The 16,990-nt window shown below is 46.1% G+C and carries 16 protein-coding genes; 11 read left to right on the top strand and 5 right to left on the bottom strand.

The window, feature by feature from the left end; translation table 11 throughout:
• Nucleotides 1-30: 30 nt before the first annotated feature.
• Nucleotides 31-987, bottom strand: coding sequence for an L-threonine 3-dehydrogenase (locus I8U23_RS10415; RefSeq protein WP_049719740.1), 957 nt, complete (start codon nucleotides 985-987; stop codon nucleotides 31-33).
• Between the two features lie 33 nt (nucleotides 988-1,020).
• Entirely contained in the window at nucleotides 1,021-2,211 is a 1,191-nt protein-coding gene (locus I8U23_RS10410; protein WP_037994332.1) for a glycine C-acetyltransferase, read from the bottom strand.
• 255 nt (nucleotides 2,212-2,466) lie between these two features.
• On the opposite strand from I8U23_RS10410, the gene I8U23_RS10405 reads away from it, so the two are divergent.
• From I8U23_RS10405 to I8U23_RS10380, 6 genes are all read left to right on the top strand, one after another.
• Nucleotides 2,467-2,955 (top strand): SRPBCC family protein, encoded by a 489-nt coding sequence (locus I8U23_RS10405; RefSeq protein WP_037994334.1) that lies wholly within the window; start codon nucleotides 2,467-2,469, stop codon nucleotides 2,953-2,955.
• A 176-nt stretch (nucleotides 2,956-3,131) separates the two neighbouring features.
• A complete protein-coding gene (locus I8U23_RS10400; RefSeq protein ID WP_198051030.1) occupies nucleotides 3,132-3,860 on the top strand; it encodes a BUD32 family EKC/KEOPS complex subunit in 729 nt (242 codons plus the stop codon).
• A 118-nt stretch (nucleotides 3,861-3,978) separates the two neighbouring features.
• Nucleotides 3,979-5,187, top strand: coding sequence for a cell wall-binding repeat-containing protein (locus I8U23_RS10395; protein WP_138615104.1), 1,209 nt, complete (start codon nucleotides 3,979-3,981; stop codon nucleotides 5,185-5,187).
• Nucleotides 5,188-5,269: 82 nt separating this feature from the next.
• Nucleotides 5,270-5,704 (top strand): BlaI/MecI/CopY family transcriptional regulator, encoded by a 435-nt coding sequence (locus tag I8U23_RS10390; RefSeq protein WP_231564581.1) that lies wholly within the window; start codon nucleotides 5,270-5,272, stop codon nucleotides 5,702-5,704.
• Nucleotides 5,701-6,492 (top strand): M56 family metallopeptidase, encoded by a 792-nt coding sequence (locus tag I8U23_RS10385; protein WP_049719743.1) that lies wholly within the window; start codon nucleotides 5,701-5,703, stop codon nucleotides 6,490-6,492. The genes I8U23_RS10390 and I8U23_RS10385 overlap by 4 nt, the downstream gene beginning before the upstream one ends.
• A gap of 98 nt (nucleotides 6,493-6,590) precedes the next feature.
• Entirely contained in the window at nucleotides 6,591-7,919 is a 1,329-nt protein-coding gene (locus tag I8U23_RS10380) for a hemolysin family protein (RefSeq protein ID WP_309485139.1), read from the top strand.
• Nucleotides 7,920-7,950: 31 nt separating this feature from the next.
• Here I8U23_RS10380 and I8U23_RS10375 read toward each other — a convergent pair whose 3' ends face one another.
• Nucleotides 7,951-8,781, bottom strand: a complete 831-nt coding sequence (locus I8U23_RS10375; RefSeq protein ID WP_165489709.1) for a sporulation protein — start codon at nucleotides 8,779-8,781, stop codon at nucleotides 7,951-7,953.
• Between the two features lie 286 nt (nucleotides 8,782-9,067).
• Between I8U23_RS10375 and I8U23_RS10370 the strand changes: the two genes are divergently transcribed.
• The 4 genes from I8U23_RS10370 (at nucleotide 9,068) to I8U23_RS10355 (ending at nucleotide 13,463) form a co-directional block, all read left to right on the top strand.
• Nucleotides 9,068-10,363, top strand: coding sequence for a homoserine dehydrogenase (locus I8U23_RS10370; RefSeq protein WP_062842854.1), 1,296 nt, complete (start codon nucleotides 9,068-9,070; stop codon nucleotides 10,361-10,363).
• A gap of 139 nt (nucleotides 10,364-10,502) precedes the next feature.
• A complete protein-coding gene (locus tag I8U23_RS10365; RefSeq protein ID WP_198051029.1) occupies nucleotides 10,503-11,453 on the top strand; it encodes an ABC transporter ATP-binding protein in 951 nt (316 codons plus the stop codon).
• Nucleotides 11,425-12,198 (top strand): ABC transporter permease, encoded by a 774-nt coding sequence (locus tag I8U23_RS10360; protein WP_037994344.1) that lies wholly within the window; start codon nucleotides 11,425-11,427, stop codon nucleotides 12,196-12,198. Before I8U23_RS10365 ends, I8U23_RS10360 begins: the two co-directional genes overlap by 29 nt.
• A gap of 239 nt (nucleotides 12,199-12,437) precedes the next feature.
• Nucleotides 12,438-13,463: an NADP-dependent oxidoreductase gene (locus I8U23_RS10355; RefSeq protein ID WP_037994347.1), complete on the top strand. Its 1,026-nt coding sequence runs from the start codon at nucleotides 12,438-12,440 to the stop codon at nucleotides 13,461-13,463.
• 183 nt (nucleotides 13,464-13,646) lie between these two features.
• Here I8U23_RS10355 and I8U23_RS10350 read toward each other — a convergent pair whose 3' ends face one another.
• Both I8U23_RS10350 and I8U23_RS10345 read right to left on the bottom strand, forming a co-directional pair.
• Complete coding sequence (locus tag I8U23_RS10350) at nucleotides 13,647-14,303, bottom strand: hypothetical protein (protein ID WP_037994349.1); 657 nt, start codon at nucleotides 14,301-14,303, stop codon at nucleotides 13,647-13,649.
• Between the two features lie 479 nt (nucleotides 14,304-14,782).
• Entirely contained in the window at nucleotides 14,783-16,102 is a 1,320-nt protein-coding gene (locus I8U23_RS10345; protein WP_037994352.1) for a helix-turn-helix domain-containing protein, read from the bottom strand.
• Between the two features lie 267 nt (nucleotides 16,103-16,369).
• Between I8U23_RS10345 and I8U23_RS10340 the strand changes: the two genes are divergently transcribed.
• Nucleotides 16,370-16,663: a hypothetical protein gene (locus I8U23_RS10340; protein ID WP_037994354.1), complete on the top strand. Its 294-nt coding sequence runs from the start codon at nucleotides 16,370-16,372 to the stop codon at nucleotides 16,661-16,663.
• Nucleotides 16,664-16,990 lie beyond the last annotated feature (327 nt).

The raw sequence follows: 16,990 nt of genomic DNA, 5'->3' as shown, positions 1-16,990 counted from the left end.
TCCCCGGAATCAGAGGGAAGACGGCTTTTTTTACGACAACACCGCAAATTTTTCTTGCAAACGGGTGAGCATGTCTTGGGTCATCTTTTCCAAGTCATATTCGGCATGAAAGCCCCACTCTTCTTTGGCGGCAGTGGCATCAATGGAGTCGGGCCAACTGTCGGCGATGGATTGCCGGACCGGATCCACCTGATAATCCAGTTGAAATTCCGGAATATGTTTGCGGATCTCCGCCGCAATTTCTTCCGGTTCGAAGCTCATGGCGGTCACATTGAAAGCATTGCGGTGTTTCAATTTGGCTGCGTCCGCTTCCATGAGCGTGATGATGGCATTCAAGGCATCCGGCATATACATCATGTCCATGTAAGTGCCCGGGGCAATATAGGAAGTGTATGCTTTCTTTTTCAGTGCTTCATAGTAAATTTCGACGGCGTAATCTGTGGTTCCGCCTCCGGGGGGAGCCACATATGAGATCAACCCCGGAAAACGCACACTCCGTGTATCCACGCCAAACTTGTGATAGTAATAATCACACAGCAACTCACCGGAAACTTTGTTTACCCCGTACATGGTGGTGGGGCGTTGAATCGTATCTTGCGGCGTATGTTTCTTGGGAGTAGACGGGCCGAAAGCACCGATGGAACTCGGGGTGAAAAATTGGCAACGAAGTTCCCGTGCCACTTCCAGTGCGTTGATCAGTCCACCCATATTGAGATTCCAGGCCATGAGCGGACGGTTTTCCGCGGTGGCAGACAATAATGCCGCCAAATGGATCAGGGTGTCAATTTGGTATTTTTTGGAAATATTGTACATGGCTTTGCCATCGGTCACATCCAGAATCTCAAACGGTCCGGAATGGACGACCGTACTGTCGGTTTCTCGGATATCCGTTGCAATGACATTGTGGTCTCCATAAATTTCCCTTAACTTTATTACCAGTTCCGAACCGATTTGTCCCAAAGCACCGGTAACCAATATTTTCTTCATGCAAAACGCCTCCTGCTGTCACAACTCGTCAAATTAAATGACGCCCATTTCTTTTCCCACTTTTTCATAAATCGCGAGCACGCGATCCAGCATCTCCCGGGTATGGGCCGCCGTCGGCATGTTCCGGACACGCCCGGTTCCTCTTGGAACAGTGGGGAAGACGATGGCTTTGGCATAAACGCCTTCTTCATTCAAGCGCCGGCTGAATTTCTGGGTGAGCACTTCATCGCCAATGATGCAAGGGGTGATCGGGGTTTCACTTTCACCGATATCAAAGCCCAGTTCCTTCAAGCCATTTTTCAGATAGCGCCCGTTGCTCCACAATTTGTCATGCAGTTCCGTACTGCTCATCAAAATCTCGATGGCTTTGATGCATGCAGCCACATCGGCCGGTGGCAGGGCGGTGGAGAACAAGAACGGACGGCTGCGGACTTTTAACCAGTCAATCAACAGCTTTTTGCCCGCGACATAACCACCGACGACGCCGATCGCCTTGGACAAGGTTCCGATTTGGAAATCCACTTGATCGGACAGTCCGAAGTGTTTCACCGTGCCGGCCCCTTTACCCAGGACACCCGAGCCGTGTGCATCGTCGACATAAGTGATCAGGTCAAAACGGTTGGCGATTTCCACAATCTCCGGCAACTTGGCGACATCGCCGTCCATGGAGAAAACGCCGTCTGTGATGACCATGATTTTTTTGTATTGTCCCGATTCTTTGGCTTCTTTTGCCTTGGCATACAAATCATCCATGTCGGAGTGATTGAAGCGGATGATTTTTGCTTTGGAAAGGCGGCAACCGTCAATAATGGATGCATGGTTCAGTTCGTCGGACAAGATGGCATCATTTTTATCCATCACGGCAGAAATTGCGGCCATATTGCAATTAAAGCCGGATTGATAAGCGATTGCCGCTTCTGTATTCTTAAATTCAGCAAGTTTTTCTTCCAACTGTACATGAAGACTCAGGGTTCCGTTGATGGTGCGAACGGCACCGGCACCGACGCCGTATTTTTGAACCGCTTCCAATGCCGCTTCTTTCAGGCGTTCGTCTGTTGCCAAACCCAAATAGTTGTTGGAAGAAAGATTGATCAATTCCCGGCCGTCGATTTCGATCACGGGTCCGTTGGGGCTTTCCAGCGGATCAATCACGTTGTAAAGGCCCCGGCTTTTTAAATCCTCCAAGTTGTCATGTAAAAACTGGTCTAATGTTTTGCTTGCCATGGCAACTCCTCCTTGCGCCATCCGTGTTTTCTTGAGCACAAACACATATGTCCGCATGACGAGGACATATTAAGGTGCGTCGGTCTTTTTATATCAACGTTTCTGATACTAATTTATCATATTTTCACAAAAATGTTTACTCACAGTGGACAAAAACAAACAGAGAGAAGCAGGCAGAAATCAAACATATTTTCTCCATCGACAGTGGAAAAATTCCAGTAAAATAAGATTAGATCAGGAATAAGGGGAAACATCATGAAACCACTGAAACAAAAGAATAAAGACACCATCTGCATTGAACATGTGTCCGTTTTTTATGTTCAGGCACCGCCGGAGTTTTGCTTTTCCAAATTAACGAATGAAAGAATCCGCCGCCGGGCCCATCAGGATGTGTTAGAGGTGGAGATGGAGCCGGAAGTGGGGGGAGTGTTCAGGATCACGTACGAAAAACCGGCCGGAACGGAAACCATCCAAATGAAAATTGCCGAATATGCTCCTCCTTCCTTATTAAAGACAACCGTTTCCACGGAAGAGGAAAACCTGACGCATACTTACCGGCTCAAACGGGTGGAAGCAGGAACCCGGCTCACGGTCATTACACAAAGAACCAGGAAATGGAATTGGTTGAACGGCATTCTTTATACCTTATTCAAAAGAAGAATGGATCAAAAAATGAATCATTATTGGAGTCGGTTGGCAGTGGAGATCGAAAAAGAATTTCAAGAGCGGCATTTATTCTCCTGAAGAATTCGGAAGCGTTTACCGGAGATGCCTTGTGTAAAGGGAAGTTTTCCGGTGAACGCTTTCGTTTGGCAACCCGCTGTGTTCATCGTTTGTTCATATTCGCGGGGGCAAAAGAGGTTTATTCCGTGGGAGAAACGAGAAATACTCAGGTAGAAAACATGGAGGAGGAAATGTAGGTGATCCAAAAACAGAATTTTGCAACGGATAAAGGAGCCATCCGCCATTTGGAGGCGTTGATTGAAAGCGGGAAAATCGAGGAGTATCCCCTGCTTGGGGAAGGGTTGAGCGGAAAAGTATATGATTATGACGGATTTGCAGTCAAAGTGTATAAAGAAAATTACAGCGAGAATGATGATTACAAAACATTGAGCGGTTTAAACAGCCATCCCGCATTTCCGGCATTTCATTACATCGATCAAAGAAAGCGGTGGATGGTGGTCGAGAAAGTGGACGGATTCACACTGGCGGAGGCCGTCCGGTCCGGAGAAAAGCTGGACAGCCGGACTTATGCGCAGATCGAGGAAATTGTGGAGGATTGTTATGACGAAGGAATCATCCCGTCTGATCTCCATCTGAACAATTTGATGTTGGACAAGGACACCAACCGGATCCGGGTGATTGATACAGGGCGTTTCTTTTTTACAGAGGACAAAGAGGCTTACCGGTCCCGCATCGGGGAGGAACTGGAATGTTTGCAATATCACTGCGGATTGTTCGGCAGCCTCTTTTCCTCATCCCGGCACAAGCACCGCCGCCGGCGTAAATATTTCAGCTCTTACCCGCGCCACCACAAGTATTCAAGTTCATATCCGCGCCGTCGCCGTTATTCGTCTCCGTTTTTTTCATCATCGGACCGTTACCGCCATCGCAAATATAAAAAATATTTTTCGTTTTCCAGTTCCTGACCGAAGATGTCCCGAAGGGGGCGTCTTTTTTGTTGAATCATCCCCGTCAAACTACTACAATGATGTAGTATAAAATGTTTCGACTGTAAAAAGGGGAGAGAAAATGAGGAGAAGACGGATGGTATGGATGGCGATCCTGGCCGTGGCGATGCTGATGGCCGGTTGCGGTTCCCGGGGGCAGGAACCGGACCGGCCGGAAGGCGCCGGACAATGGGTGCTGCAAACCAAGAATGTGACGCGGGTGAATGAGGATGATCCGGTCAAGGCTGCGGTTCTGATTTCCCGGATGATTTGGCCGTCCACGGATGCGCAAAACCGGCCGGGAACGGTATTGATTGCAGAAGCCGGCAAAACCAAACTCAATTTGCCGTCGGTCACTCTGGTGCATCATCCGAATAACGGGCCGCTGTTGTATGCCAAAAAAGATCAGATCCCGCAAGAGACGCTGGATGAAATCAAGCGGCTTCAGCCGGCCGGAAGTTCGATGAATCAGGGAACCCAAGTGATCATGATCGGTTCTTTTGCTCCCAAGGCCAAAAAACAAATCACGGATGCAGGGTACAAAGTGGATGTCATTCACGGGGAAGATCCTGCTGAAATGGCCCGGCAGCTGGACGCTTACTATGCAAAAGTAAACGGGGGAGAGTATCCTAAAAACGTGATTGTCGGTTCGGTCGACCGGCTTGACTACACTTTGCCGGCAGCCGGCTGGATCGCCCATATGCCCGAGCCGTTGCTTTATGTCAGCAAAGATGCGGTTCCGGAAGCCACCCGGCAGGCACTTCAACAACGGAAGGGGCAAGCAAAAATATATTTGCTGGGGCCGGAACAAGTGATTTCCCCCAAAGTGGAAAAAGAATTGCAGTCCTATGGGGAAGTGGTCCGGATTGCAGGAGATGTTCCGGAAGAAAATGCGATTGCCTTTGCCAAATTCAAAGATGAAAAAACCGGATTTGGCTGGGGAGTGACCGAACCCGGGCATGGCTTGACCTTTGTCAAGAGCGGTTCATTGGACACCGCCATTGCTTCGGCTTCGTTTGCCCATCTTGGAAAACATGCCCCCATGCTTGTTTTGGAGGGGAACGATTTATCCGCGGCGCTGCAACAATATTTAACATCACTTCAGCCCGGGTATGAGAAGGAGCCGACCGAAGGCCCTTACAATCACGCCTATCTGATCGGTTCCGAAAAATCGGTTCCGTTTGCGGTTCAAGGGAAAATCGACCGTTTGCTGGAGATTGTGCCCAAAAGCGGCGGGTCCGGACATGAGGAGCATATGCCCATGCAGGGAAACAACGGGCATGGCGAACATATGGGACATCATTAACGAACATGGTTGAAAGAACTCCGGTAGCCGGAGTTCTTTTTTCGATGGAATTTTTCCACCGAAAGGTTCGGAGGCTGATACAATGAAGAAAGAAGGAGAGGAAACGACGATGATGACAGAAGAACAACACAAGATGTTAAGCAAATTATTCGGTCCTTTGGAGCTGGAAGTCCTGAAAATCATTTGGCAAAAAGATTGGCAAACCGTGCAAGAGGTGTTGGATCAATTGCCGGCGCACAAGCATTACGCTTATACAACCATTATGACGGTGATGAACCGCCTCCACCAAAAAAGCGTGTTGAGCCGGAAGAAAAAGGGAAAGAGATATCTTTACAAAGCACGTTATCAACCGGAAGATTTGATCCGTCATTTTTCCTCTCATACGATCCAAGGTATCTTGGATGATTTCGGGGATATTGCGATTGCCCAATTTGTCGATGCGGTGGGCAACGCACCGGACGGACTGAGAAAGTTGAAACAGTTGTTAAATGAGTTAGAGGAAGGGGAACGAAAATGAGTTCGTTCCAAAAGCTTTTTGCCTTTACCGTGGGATGGGGTGTTTTCAACTGGTTTGCGGCCGGATGGATGGATCACTGTTGTGACAGGTTTTTTGGGGAGTCCCGGTGGATCCATCATGATCTTGTGCAGGGGATTTTCATCCTCAGTCTGATGATTTTTTCCGTCCGTTCGGCAACGATTCTGATCCGAACAAAACGAAAGATCAACCAACTGTTAAAATGGCAATCCGATGCCTTTTTCCCGTTGGTTCACCAGATGCAAAAGAAGACCTCAATCCCGTTTAAGGTGGTGAAACATCCTCAGCCTTTTGCCTTTGCGTACGGATGGTTCCGCCCGCAAATTTTGGTGAGTGAAGGAATGATGGAAGCGCTTCATGAGGAAGAGCTGAAAGCCGTGTTGGAACATGAGGTTTATCACTGCAAACAAAGGGATCCGTTAAAAATATGGTTTGCCAAAAGTGCATCTGCCGGGTTTTTTTATTTTCCATTAATCAGAACCTGGTCAAAACAATATGATTTAGAAAAGGAACTGGCTGCCGACCGGCATGCCATCGGGCAATGCGGTTTAAAACCGTTGGCTTCCGCTCTTTTGAAGATTTTGGAACAATCTTCCCCCGTGTCTTCCATTCATGGGTCGGCCGGCTTTTCCTCTGCATGGATGGATGTCAGGATCGACGGTTTCATGAAGAAGACACCAGTGATGAAACAGCAGAAGCGGGATTACTACCTGACCTTGTTGGTACTGGTGATCTTGACGATTTGCCCGGTTTATGATTTCATCAAATGATCAACGCCCATGAGAAAAAATGCGTTATAATAAGATTTGATTTCTTTTTACTTCATGATTTTTGCGGTGTTTAATAGGGGGAAAAAGATTTGGACGAAGTGATAAGTATTATATTGAAATTAATCCTGGTGCTTTTTCTCGTATTTTTAAACGGCTTTTTTGTTGCTGCAGAATTTGCCATTGTCAAGGTAAGAGCGACGCAACTTGCCAATATGAAAGGACGCCGTGCTCAGGTAGCCAAAAAAGTTGTAAAGAACTTGGATGCATACTTGTCAGGAACGCAGTTGGGAATCACCTTGGCTTCGCTTGGATTGGGATGGGTTGGTGAGCCAGCCATTGCAAGAATGATTGAACCGGTGCTTGCTTACTTCGGCATGCCCGGCTGGGTCATTCATACCATTTCCGCGGTGATCGGATTTTTGATCATCACATTTTTGCATATTGTTTTGGGGGAAATGGCTCCAAAATCCCTGGCCATCCGCCAGTCGGAGCAAACAACCTTATGGACGGCAACACCGCTCAATTGGTTTTACAATTTGTTTAAGCCTTTCATCTTTATTTTGAACTCTTCAGCCAATTTGGCGTTGAAAATAATCGGTGTCGATGGAAAAGCGGATCAGCAAGCGCATACGGAAGAAGAAATCCGGATGCTGATCGCGCAAAGCCATAAAAGCGGAGTGATTGACAAAACCGAATTGACGTTGTTTGATAACGTTTTTGACTTTACGGAAAGAATCGCCAGGGAAGTTATGGTACCAAGGGTGAAAATGGTTTGCCTTTTTGAAGGAAATTCGTTTGAAGAAAATTTTGAAATCATAAAAGAAAACCATCATACCCGCTTCCCGGTTTGCGGTCAGGATAAAGACGATATCAAAGGGATAGTGCACATCCGTGATATTTATAAATACATTGCGGAAGGGGAAAAGCCGGATATTTCCCAAATCATCCGCCCGGTGGTGGTGGTGCCGGAAACCATGGAGTTAAAGGATATTTTCCATAACTTGCAAAAGAATCGCGTGGAAATGGCGATTGTTGTGGATGAATACGGCGGAACCTCAGGATTGTTGACAACCGAAGATATCATTGAAGAGATCTTTGGAGAAATCCAAGATGAATTTGATAACGAACTGCCGTTGATCCAAAAAGTCGGAGAAGACACATTGATCGATGCCAGCTTGTTGATCGAGGATGTCAATGAACATTTCAACATTTCGATCGAGGATCCGGATAATGACACCATCGGCGGTTGGCTTTTCTCCGAGCTGGATAAAGTGCCGGAGGAAGGGGATCAAGTATCGTTTGACAAGTGGGTGTTTACCGTCAAAGAGATGGATCAGTTGCGTATTTCCCGGATCATTGTCTCTCCGCTGGATTCAAAGGAACCACATCAAGAAGATGCCATGGAGAAAGCTCCATTGGAATCATGATTGCAAAAAAGGCTTGGCGATGGATTCGTCGTCAAGCCTTTTTCTGATTGATCACCCAGTCCGGGTGTTCATAATGCTCCGACCACTCTCCGGCAAAAGCGCCGATGGACCCGGGGAGAGAACAGTATTTTTTATAAAACATTTCTTTGCTTTGTTGACAGTGCTCCGGATAATACACCATTTCCCATAAAGATGCCTGCAAAAAGTTTTTCAGCCGTTCCGGTTGATTGAACCATTCGCGTTTCAACTTGATTTCCCGGCAAGCCGCCAGAGATGGCAGTTGTACCAACATATAAACCGTTTCCTTTCCGATGGCAACAGCCATTTCTAATTCACGGACTTTCTTTTTCAAAAAAGCAGTGGGATTAAATTCAAACGTTTGCATTTTTCCATCATAGCTGCGGGAGCCGTATTTTTCATGGAACCCCAATTGCTCCAAAGCATTTAACAAAGGTTGAAAAGAACGGGGCGGGGTGATAATGACCGGATCGGTTTTTGTGTATTTCTCACCGGTACCCACTTCCAGCCGGGTGACAAATTGATAGGAGACGGTATAACCGGAAACGAGCAGGTTTGCAGGCAGTCGAAAAGAAAAAGGAAACGTGATTTCTTCCGAGGGACGAACAGAGCATGGAGAATGAAACGGGAATGATGCAATGGAATAGGAATGCACTTGTTGTTCCATCCGGATATGAATCATCAGATCGGTCGCGATCTGGTGGATTTCTTGATCAATGATGCCTCCGCGAACCAATAATTTTCCCTTCACTTGATCTCCCAAATGCACTCGATCCTTTTCCAGAATCAAGTCTGTCTGTGCTCCGCCCTTCCCCATTTTGGCCAATAAGGTTTTAAACATCATAAGCGAAAGAACCCCCTTATTGAAATAGACAAGGACTTCGCCGGTTTTTTTCTCTTTATGCCAAAAAAACGCTTTCATGATCTTGTATATAGTAATCTTATCAAATTTATAAGAGAAAAAAATGACAATATTAAGAAGAAACCATCATCTCCTGTTTTTTCTTTTTCATATCGGTTGCTAATTTTTTTTGAATTCGTTATACTGTCTCCATACGGAAAACATATGTATTTATACGGAGGACAAAACCTTCTTTTGTCCATTGTTTACATCAAGCGGGAGGGAGAATATGGTAAGACAAGCCGTCAAAGTGGGTCTATTGGGATTGGGAACTGTCGGACAAGGGGTCGTGCGGATTATTTCGGATCATCAACAGGATCTGTATAAAGAGACCGGGCTGCATGTGGAAATTCATAAAGTCCTTGTGCAAGACCTGCACAAAAAAAGGGAAACCGATGTGAATCCGGATCAAATGACCCTTCATCCGGGGGAAGTGATTGAAAATCCGGAAATTGATGTGGTGATTGAAGTGATGGGGGGCATTGAACCGGCAAAGGAATATATTCTTACGGCTCTGAAAAGGAAAAAACATGTGGTTACTGCGAACAAGGATTTGATGGCTCTTTATGGGGCGGAGATTTTGCGGGTGGCACAGGAAAATCAATGCGATGTTTATTACGAGGCCAGTGTGGCCGGCGGGATTCCCATTTTGCGGGCTTTAATGGACAGCTTTTCCTCCGACCGGATCCACAAGATCATGGGAGTGGTCAACGGGACGACCAATTACATTTTATCCAAGATGAGCCAAAACAAAGCAAGCTTTGAGAACACTCTTTCAGAGGCGCAAAAGCTGGGGTATGCGGAAGCCGATCCTTCTTCCGACGTGAACGGGTGGGATGCGGCATATAAAATGTCCATCTTGTCCACGCTGGGTTTCCACATCGCTGTCCATCCGGATGAAGTGGATGTGCGGGGGATTACAAAAGTTTCCATGGAGGATATCGAGTTGGGCAAAGATCTGGGCTATGAATTAAAACTGCTGGGTTTGGCCAAACGGGACCACGATAAGGTCGAAGTGAGCGTTCAACCGACATTCCTGTCCCAAAAACATCCGCTCGCTTCCATCGACGGGGTGAATAATGCCATTTTGATCGAAGGGGAAGCGGTCGGGGAAACCATGTTTTACGGCCCGGGGGCAGGTTCTTTGCCGACGGCGACATCCGTGGTGTCTGATCTTGTGACGATTATCCGGAATATGAAACTGGGCGTCAACGGGCAAAGAATGGTGGCGCCTTATGAAACCAAACGATTAAAAACCGACCAGGAGAAAGGATCAAAATATTTCTTGCGGCTGGTGGTGGCCGATGAGCGGGGAGTGCTGGCCCGGCTGACTCAACTGTTTGCGGAAAACCACATTTCCATGGAGCAAGTGATTCAAAAACCTTATAACGGAGGTTACCGTGCGGAAATTATTTTGGTGACACATGAAGCGGTCAAAGCCGATTTAAACCGGGTACTTGCCTCCATCCATCAACAGGATGGCATTTCTGAGCTGAAAAGCTGTTACCCGGTGTTGGAAAGATAAGCGGCAAAATTTTTTATCCGGCACCGTTCCTTTGAGAGCGGTGTTTTTGTTTGGTTCGTTCATCAAACGTTTCCTTGTCACTCTGTGCGGTTTTGTTACAATTTGAAAGACAAGGCCGTTGGATGAAGGAGAGAAAAACATGGACCGGCAACCGATACTTGAGATCAAAAATATATCCAAATCGATTGCAAAACAAAAGGTGATTGACCAAGTTTCTTTTGATGTTTACCCGGGAGAGGTGTTTGGCTTGCTTGGCCCGAATGGTGCGGGAAAAACAACGTTGATCCGGTTGATTGTCGGTTTGATGAAGTTGGATCAGGGAGATGTGTTCATTGACGGATATTCAGTCCGCACCCAATTTCAAAAGGCGATCCGGCCGGTCGGCGCCATTGTGGAACGTCCCAAGTGGTATCCCTTTTTAACCGGGTATCAAAATTTACGCCTTTTTGCGCGGATGATGCCGGATGTCGAAAAAGAGCGGATCGATGAAGTAATCGCTTTCCTGGATCTTGGCGATTCCGTTCATGATCCGGTGCATACCTTTTCCCCGGGCATGCAACAACGTTTGGGATTGGCACAGGCGATTCTTCCCAAGCCCCGCCTGTTGATATTGGATGAGCCCGTCAACGGTCTCGATCCCATAGGAATCCGCCGGTTGCGCGATTTATTGGGCAAGCTGGCAAGGGAACAAAAAACGGCCGTGCTCATATCCGGACACTTGTTGTCGGAAATGCAGAGGATGTGTGACCGGTTTGCGGTGATGAATGCGGGAAAATGCGTGGCGGTCCGCTCGCTAAAGAGAGAACCGGACAAGGAAGCGGAGGCAGGTTGGGTCCGTTTTGAAGTGGATTCGCTGGAAAACGTGAAAACCGCCTTACAAGAATTGAATTGGGAAAAGGAATTTGTGCCTGTCCCCAAGGGATTTGAAATCATGTTAAAAAAAGGACAAATTCCGGAGTTCACTGCCGAATTAATGAAACAAGGAGTCAAAGTTTACGGAATCGGGGTGGTTCATCAGACCATGGAAGATCAGTATTTGGAAATGATTGAAGGTGAAGCGGATGGTCCACTGGAACCGGCTTGTACATAATGAGTTGATGAAAATTTTTCTGAGGACCCGTACATCGGTTTTCTTTATAATTCTTTTGCTTGCCGGATTTGTCATGGCGTTTGTCTGTTTGTTTTTGCAATCCGTAAGCGGCATCAAGGAAGATGTCTGGGGATTTTTTCTTACGAACACTTTTCTTTTGCCGGTGGTGGAATTGTTTGCTTTGATCATTGCCGCGGATGCCGTCAGCAGTGAATATGCCTGGGGGACGATGACGTATCTTTGGATTCGCCCGGTTTCCCGTTTGAAAATCTTGTTGTCCAAGTATGCCTCGGTTTTACTCTTGTTGCTGGCAGGGGTTTTGTTGCTGGCGGGGACTTCCGCCTTGTACGGATGGGTTTTTTTCGGTTCACCTGTCCGGGGAGATTCGGGGATGCTTTTGGCGCGTGCCCTGGTGATCTACGGATGCAAGTGGGTGGAAATGGTGATGATGGTGACCATGGCTTTTGCGATTTCGGCCTTGACAACCAAAAATTCGCTGTCCATCGGACTTACCCTGTTTCTGTATTTCACCGGGTATTTTTGGGTGGAATTGCTCCGGGGGTTCGATGTCCAATGGGGAAAATATCTTCTCTTTGCGAATGTGGATTTGGCGAATTATATTTTTGGAGGATTCCCGGCATTTGACGGGATGACCTTGGGCTTCTCATTGGTGATGCTTGCGGTTCACTATGTCTTGTTTATTTTCTTGGCTTGGTGGGGATTTGCGAGAAGAGAGGTGATCTGATTCAACAGGTTGCTTCTCTTCTTTCGGCAAATACCATCCGTCTCCCAATGCTTGATACTTGTCGCGGTTTTTCCGGTGCAGCGGGCAAAAGTCACAACGGCCGCCCGGACGCTGTTTGTAGCACTCAAGGCAACGAATCGGCTGCATCGCGGTCATCACATCCCTTCTCATTTTCATTTTATTTGAAAAGCCGTTTGAATGAAACAGGTTGCGGGAATAATATCGTTATTAAATGTCGAATGAAGGGGGAGTTATCCGTGGGGAAAGAGAGAAACCAAAAAATTTTGCTGGCCAGACGTCCTCAAGGAATGCCGGTGCCTGAAGATTTTGCATGGGTGGAAGAGGAGATTCCTCAACCGTCAAGCGGAGAGGTTCTGGTCAAGACGTTATATCTGTCCGTCGATCCTTACATGCGCGGGAGAATGAACGACCAAAAATCGTATGTACCGCCTTACCGGCTGAATGAAGTGATTACCGGCGGAGTGGTCGGTGAGGTGATTGCATCGGAATCCAAACTGTTTGATGAAGGAGAGATTGTCCTCGGCAATTACGGTTGGCAGAAATTTGCCGTGGCCGGGGAAGATGAATTGACCAAGGTGAATCCGGATCTGGCTCCGATTTCCACCGCTCTCGGCGTTTTGGGCATGCCGGGGCTTACCGCTTATTTTGGACTGATGGAAATCGGACAGCCCAAGGAAGGGGAAACGGTGGTGGTCTCCGGTGCCGCTGGAGCCGTCGGCATGACCGTGGGACAAATTGCCAAAATCAAGGGTTGCCGAGTGGTCGGGATTGCCGGTTCCGGGACGAAAGTGGAATTTTTGAAGAACGAATTGGGTTTTGATGCCGCGATTAACTATAAAAAGACGGACTCCATCCGGGAAGAACTGAAAAAAGCTTGTCCCGACGGGGTGGACATCTATTTTGACAACGTGGGTGGGAACATTTCCGATGCAGTCCTTTCATTATTAAATCATCAGGCCCGGATTCCGCTCTGTGGACAAATCTCCCTGTACAATCTGGAAAAACCGGATATCGGACCGAGAATCCAGCCGCAATTGTTGATTAAAAGCGCTTTGATGAAAGGATTTATCGTTTCCGATTACGCCGACAAATTTGATGAAGGGTTAAAGCAGTTGGCAGAATGGGTAAATGCCGGCCGGCTGAAATATAAAGAAAACATTGTGGAAGGATTCGAAAACACCGTCGATGCCTTTTTGGGGCTGTTTCACGGAGAGAACCTGGGAAAACAGATTGTCAAAGTTTAAAAACCGGTTTGCTTATTATGATCAAAGGGACCGTCGCAGCCGACCGGTCCCTTCCGCTGTGTCAAAAGGGAGTGGCCGAAAGCGGCGTCTCCCTCTTTTTTGGAAGGATTTGAAAAATATGATCACCTGCATACAAAAAAGCCTTTTCTCTGCATCGTGGAGAGAAAAGGCAGGCAAAACGGATTATAAGGATGGATTGCTGTTGCTTTTATTCAAAGGCTGTCCTGTGACTTCCTCGCTGAAGCGGCCCCAAGACTGATTAAATTTTTGAATGAGCGTTTCCGTTTCTTTCTCCAATTTCTTTCTTTCCTGATTTAACGATTCAAATTGGTCTTTGGGAGGCGTATTTTTCTTGGCGATGGCGGTGTAGTAATTTTTATTCGCCGTCAAAATCCCGATATTCACTTCGGCCAGTCTGGATTCACGCTGAACCAGCTGTTTAAACAAATTTAAGGTGTCCTTTGCCATCTGACCTTTGTCACCGGACATTTCTTCCGCTTTTTTCATCAATTGGTCCAGTTGCTTCAGGGCTTTTTCTTCTTCTGTTTGATAGTTGCGAAGTTCAGCGATCACTTGGTCCATATCGCTTAAGAGCGCTTTTAACTCATTGGGATCGGCTTTTCCCGTTTCTTGAATGCTGCGTTGAAATTGGTTCATGCTTTTTTCCATGTTTTTATAATACGTTTCCATCTTGTTCCGGGTATGTTCAGTGTCATTGTGTTGCACGACCAACTGTTCGATCGACTCAACCAGTTGGTGTGAAAGCTGGTAATCGGCGAAGACTGAACAACCGGATGCAAGAAGGAGTGTGCAAACAATCAGCAGAGTTTTTTTCAACATGGTACTTCCCTTCCCTATGATCAAGCAATGATTTTATCATACTGAATGCCTGTGGTGAATTCAATTGAAAAGACTATGGCAAATTTCTCAAAAAAAGTGGAAGAGAAGGGATGCAAATTCGAACCGGGTTACGAATAATATAGTGACCGGTACTTTTCCAATCCGGTCTGGGAAAGGGTAGAGAACATTGACAATTCTGTAAAATTAATATAAACTTTCTATAAAGATCAAATAAAAAAAGCAGCCATTCCCCCAAATGGCTGCGCGAATTTTGTGATCATTCAGGCAAAAAGAAAAGTTGGCTTGGTTTGGAATTATACGGCAGGCGGTTCTCCGTCAAAGAGAAAAGTCATTGTGTTAAACTCCCTTCCTTAAGATTAAGATTGGATTGGAAAAGTACGATCAAACAGCGGGCGGTTCTCCGCCGAAAAGGCGTTTCATCCGGATCCCTCCTTTCTAGGAAAAGGAAGGGAAAGGGGTTACAATTTTCCCTCGCCTTTTTCAAGTAATTGGCAGTAAGTTTGAAAAAATCTGTTTTTATATTTTTCATAAGTGACAGGATCTTCCTCTTCGCAACATTTTGCAAGTTTGACGAGGATTTCCGGTTCAAGGATTTTGAGTGCATGTTTTTCGGAGATCGTGAGTGCTTTTTGCAGGCATTTGCGTGCATCGCCGTTTTTGTTTTGGCGCATGTAGCAATCGCCCAGAGCAATGAGAGCATTGCAGTATTTTAAAGCATCGTTTGTTTTTTGTCCTGTTTGTACGGCATTCTGCAAAGCTTTTTGTGCGAAGGGGATTTTTTTTGTTTTTAAGTATAGCATACCTAGTTTCGTATAGGTAGATACCAACATATTTTTTTTTCCGATTTTTTTTTCTAGTTTTAATGCTGTGCGAAATGCAACTTCTGCTTTGTAATAATCCCCCATGTTTTGATAACAATCCCCGAGCGCCGTCCAGAGCTCAAACGCGCGGTCCACATTTTGGTCCACACGGGCCAGATGCAGGCCTTTGGTGGCATATTCGATAGCCTTTTCATGCAGTTCCTGTTTGCTGAGCAAGGTGGCGTGCACTTCATACATACTGCTGCGGATCTCGATGCTCTCGATATTGTCGACTTCTTTCCACATATCTTCCAAGGTGCGGAAAGCATCTTCATTCCGGTTTAATTTTTCAAGGTAAATCACTTTGCTCATTTTTAAATGGTACACGACATATTCGCGTTCACCGGAGGGGTCATAGGATTCCAACCCTTTTTCAATATAATGGAGGGCTTGTTCGATATTGTTCAAATAATAACAACAACGGCCCAGTTCATTGTAGGTTGCGGCTTGCACGTTGGTTGATTTCCAATCGGGATACTGTTTCAGTGTGCTCAACGTTTTCAAAAATTGGGCCTGTGCTTTTTTCCAATGTTTTTTCCGGGCAATGCATTTTCCTTTTAAAAAGAGGTATGTGGGAAGCAAGGGGGAGTTTTTGTCAATCTCGGTTTTCCTGAGTTCTTCCAAACCTTTGTCCGGACCCGCCATGTCGATGTCATGCTCGATCGCGAATAATTTGAATTTCAATTGTTCTTCGCGTTCCTTCTCGTCATCATAAGACTTGGATAACTGCTTGATGTCCAGATCCAGCTTGTTGCATATGTGCAGATATATATCCTCATTCACCACTTCGCCTTTTTCGACTTTGCGGATGGTATGGAGTTTGATCATGTTATCCACCAAATCGCTTTGCCTGAGCCCCAAATCCTTCCGCCTTTTCCGAATGACACGCCCCGCATTCTCATGGTCAAGAGGGAGCAACGAACTCACCTCCGCAAATAAAAAAATTTTTGTTTATTTTCGGTTGTTTTTTTGTTGCTTTTCATGCAAATATGCAAAATCTGAGTGAACATTTTTGCTTTATTTTTATTTATTTATCTAGTTTGGCACAAATCTGCAAAATTCCTTCTATTATTAGTAATTTTGTATCGATTTGCAATGTAAGAAATAGATTTATAAACTATAGTCAGGAAGATGCCGATTGGTTTCAGTGGTTGAAACACCGCAAAATTTTGGGAGGAGTTGCTTATGTTGAAGGTGCAGGTTGAAGGCCAAAAGGAAAAGGTCGGACCATTTTTGTCGGAATTGAGACAACGTTCGCAAATCGAATATTTGCGAGATGAAACCAATTTTCAGGAAAAAGAAGAAATCCGTGTGATTTGTTACGTGGAGCACAAACCGGAGCACCGCATCAAAATGGTGAAATTGTCGACGGGTGACGGGTTGGAAATTCAACTTCCGTTGATCGATGTCATCCAGGTGGAGATGGAAGACGGCAAAAAAATCATTACCGGACGCTCCTTTGACATTTTTGGAACGTAATGATTTTATCATATTGATGGAATGTAAAATTTCTCGTGCTTGTGCGATGGCACGTCATTTCATAGAACCATCAAAAACAAGGATGCACGGCGGAAAAAATGAGAGAGAACCTGTTTACACCTCAACAAAGCTGAAGCGTTGCCCTGGAAAGGACTTTCACGTCCTCCCGGAGGCAACGCTTTCATTCTTCCGCCTTTTTTAACATCCATGGCTGCAAGCGTCCGCTGAAAGGAGTTGTTTATTGAAAGATGTAAAAATTTGCATTAAAATGGAATTAACTGGGGGATTTTTCTTGATGGCTGAATCATGCCAAACCGTTGACAGATA

This window comes from Thermoactinomyces sp. CICC 10735 (genome assembly GCF_016055175.1).
Classification (GTDB): Bacteria; Bacillota; Bacilli; order Thermoactinomycetales; family Thermoactinomycetaceae; genus Thermoactinomyces; species Thermoactinomyces vulgaris.
Note: the sequence above shows the minus strand (reverse complement) of the source record. Positions and strands in the feature narration are given on the sequence as shown.

What these genes read in the sequence shown, in the direction of transcription:
- I8U23_RS10355 (WP_037994347.1), top strand. Translation starts at nt 12,438, where the DNA reads ATGAAGGGGGAGTTATCCGTGGGGAAAGAGAGAAACCAAAAAATTTTG.
- I8U23_RS10405 (WP_037994334.1), top strand. Translation starts at nt 2,467, where the DNA reads ATGAAACCACTGAAACAAAAGAATAAAGACACCATCTGCATTGAACAT.
- I8U23_RS10350 (WP_037994349.1), bottom strand. Translation starts at nt 14,303, where the DNA reads ATGTTGAAAAAAACTCTGCTGATTGTTTGCACACTCCTTCTTGCATCC.
- I8U23_RS10360 (WP_037994344.1), top strand. Translation starts at nt 11,425, where the DNA reads ATGGTCCACTGGAACCGGCTTGTACATAATGAGTTGATGAAAATTTTT.
- I8U23_RS10375 (WP_165489709.1), bottom strand. Translation starts at nt 8,781, where the DNA reads ATGATGTTTAAAACCTTATTGGCCAAAATGGGGAAGGGCGGAGCACAG.
- I8U23_RS10340 (WP_037994354.1), top strand. Translation starts at nt 16,370, where the DNA reads ATGTTGAAGGTGCAGGTTGAAGGCCAAAAGGAAAAGGTCGGACCATTT.
- I8U23_RS10365 (WP_198051029.1), top strand. Translation starts at nt 10,503, where the DNA reads ATGGACCGGCAACCGATACTTGAGATCAAAAATATATCCAAATCGATT.
- I8U23_RS10385 (WP_049719743.1), top strand. Translation starts at nt 5,701, where the DNA reads ATGAGTTCGTTCCAAAAGCTTTTTGCCTTTACCGTGGGATGGGGTGTT.
- I8U23_RS10395 (WP_138615104.1), top strand. Translation starts at nt 3,979, where the DNA reads ATGGTATGGATGGCGATCCTGGCCGTGGCGATGCTGATGGCCGGTTGC.
- I8U23_RS10415 (WP_049719740.1), bottom strand. Translation starts at nt 987, where the DNA reads ATGAAGAAAATATTGGTTACCGGTGCTTTGGGACAAATCGGTTCGGAA.
- I8U23_RS10370 (WP_062842854.1), top strand. Translation starts at nt 9,068, where the DNA reads ATGGTAAGACAAGCCGTCAAAGTGGGTCTATTGGGATTGGGAACTGTC.
- I8U23_RS10410 (WP_037994332.1), bottom strand. Translation starts at nt 2,211, where the DNA reads ATGGCAAGCAAAACATTAGACCAGTTTTTACATGACAACTTGGAGGAT.
- I8U23_RS10390 (WP_231564581.1), top strand. Translation starts at nt 5,270, where the DNA reads ATGAAGAAAGAAGGAGAGGAAACGACGATGATGACAGAAGAACAACAC.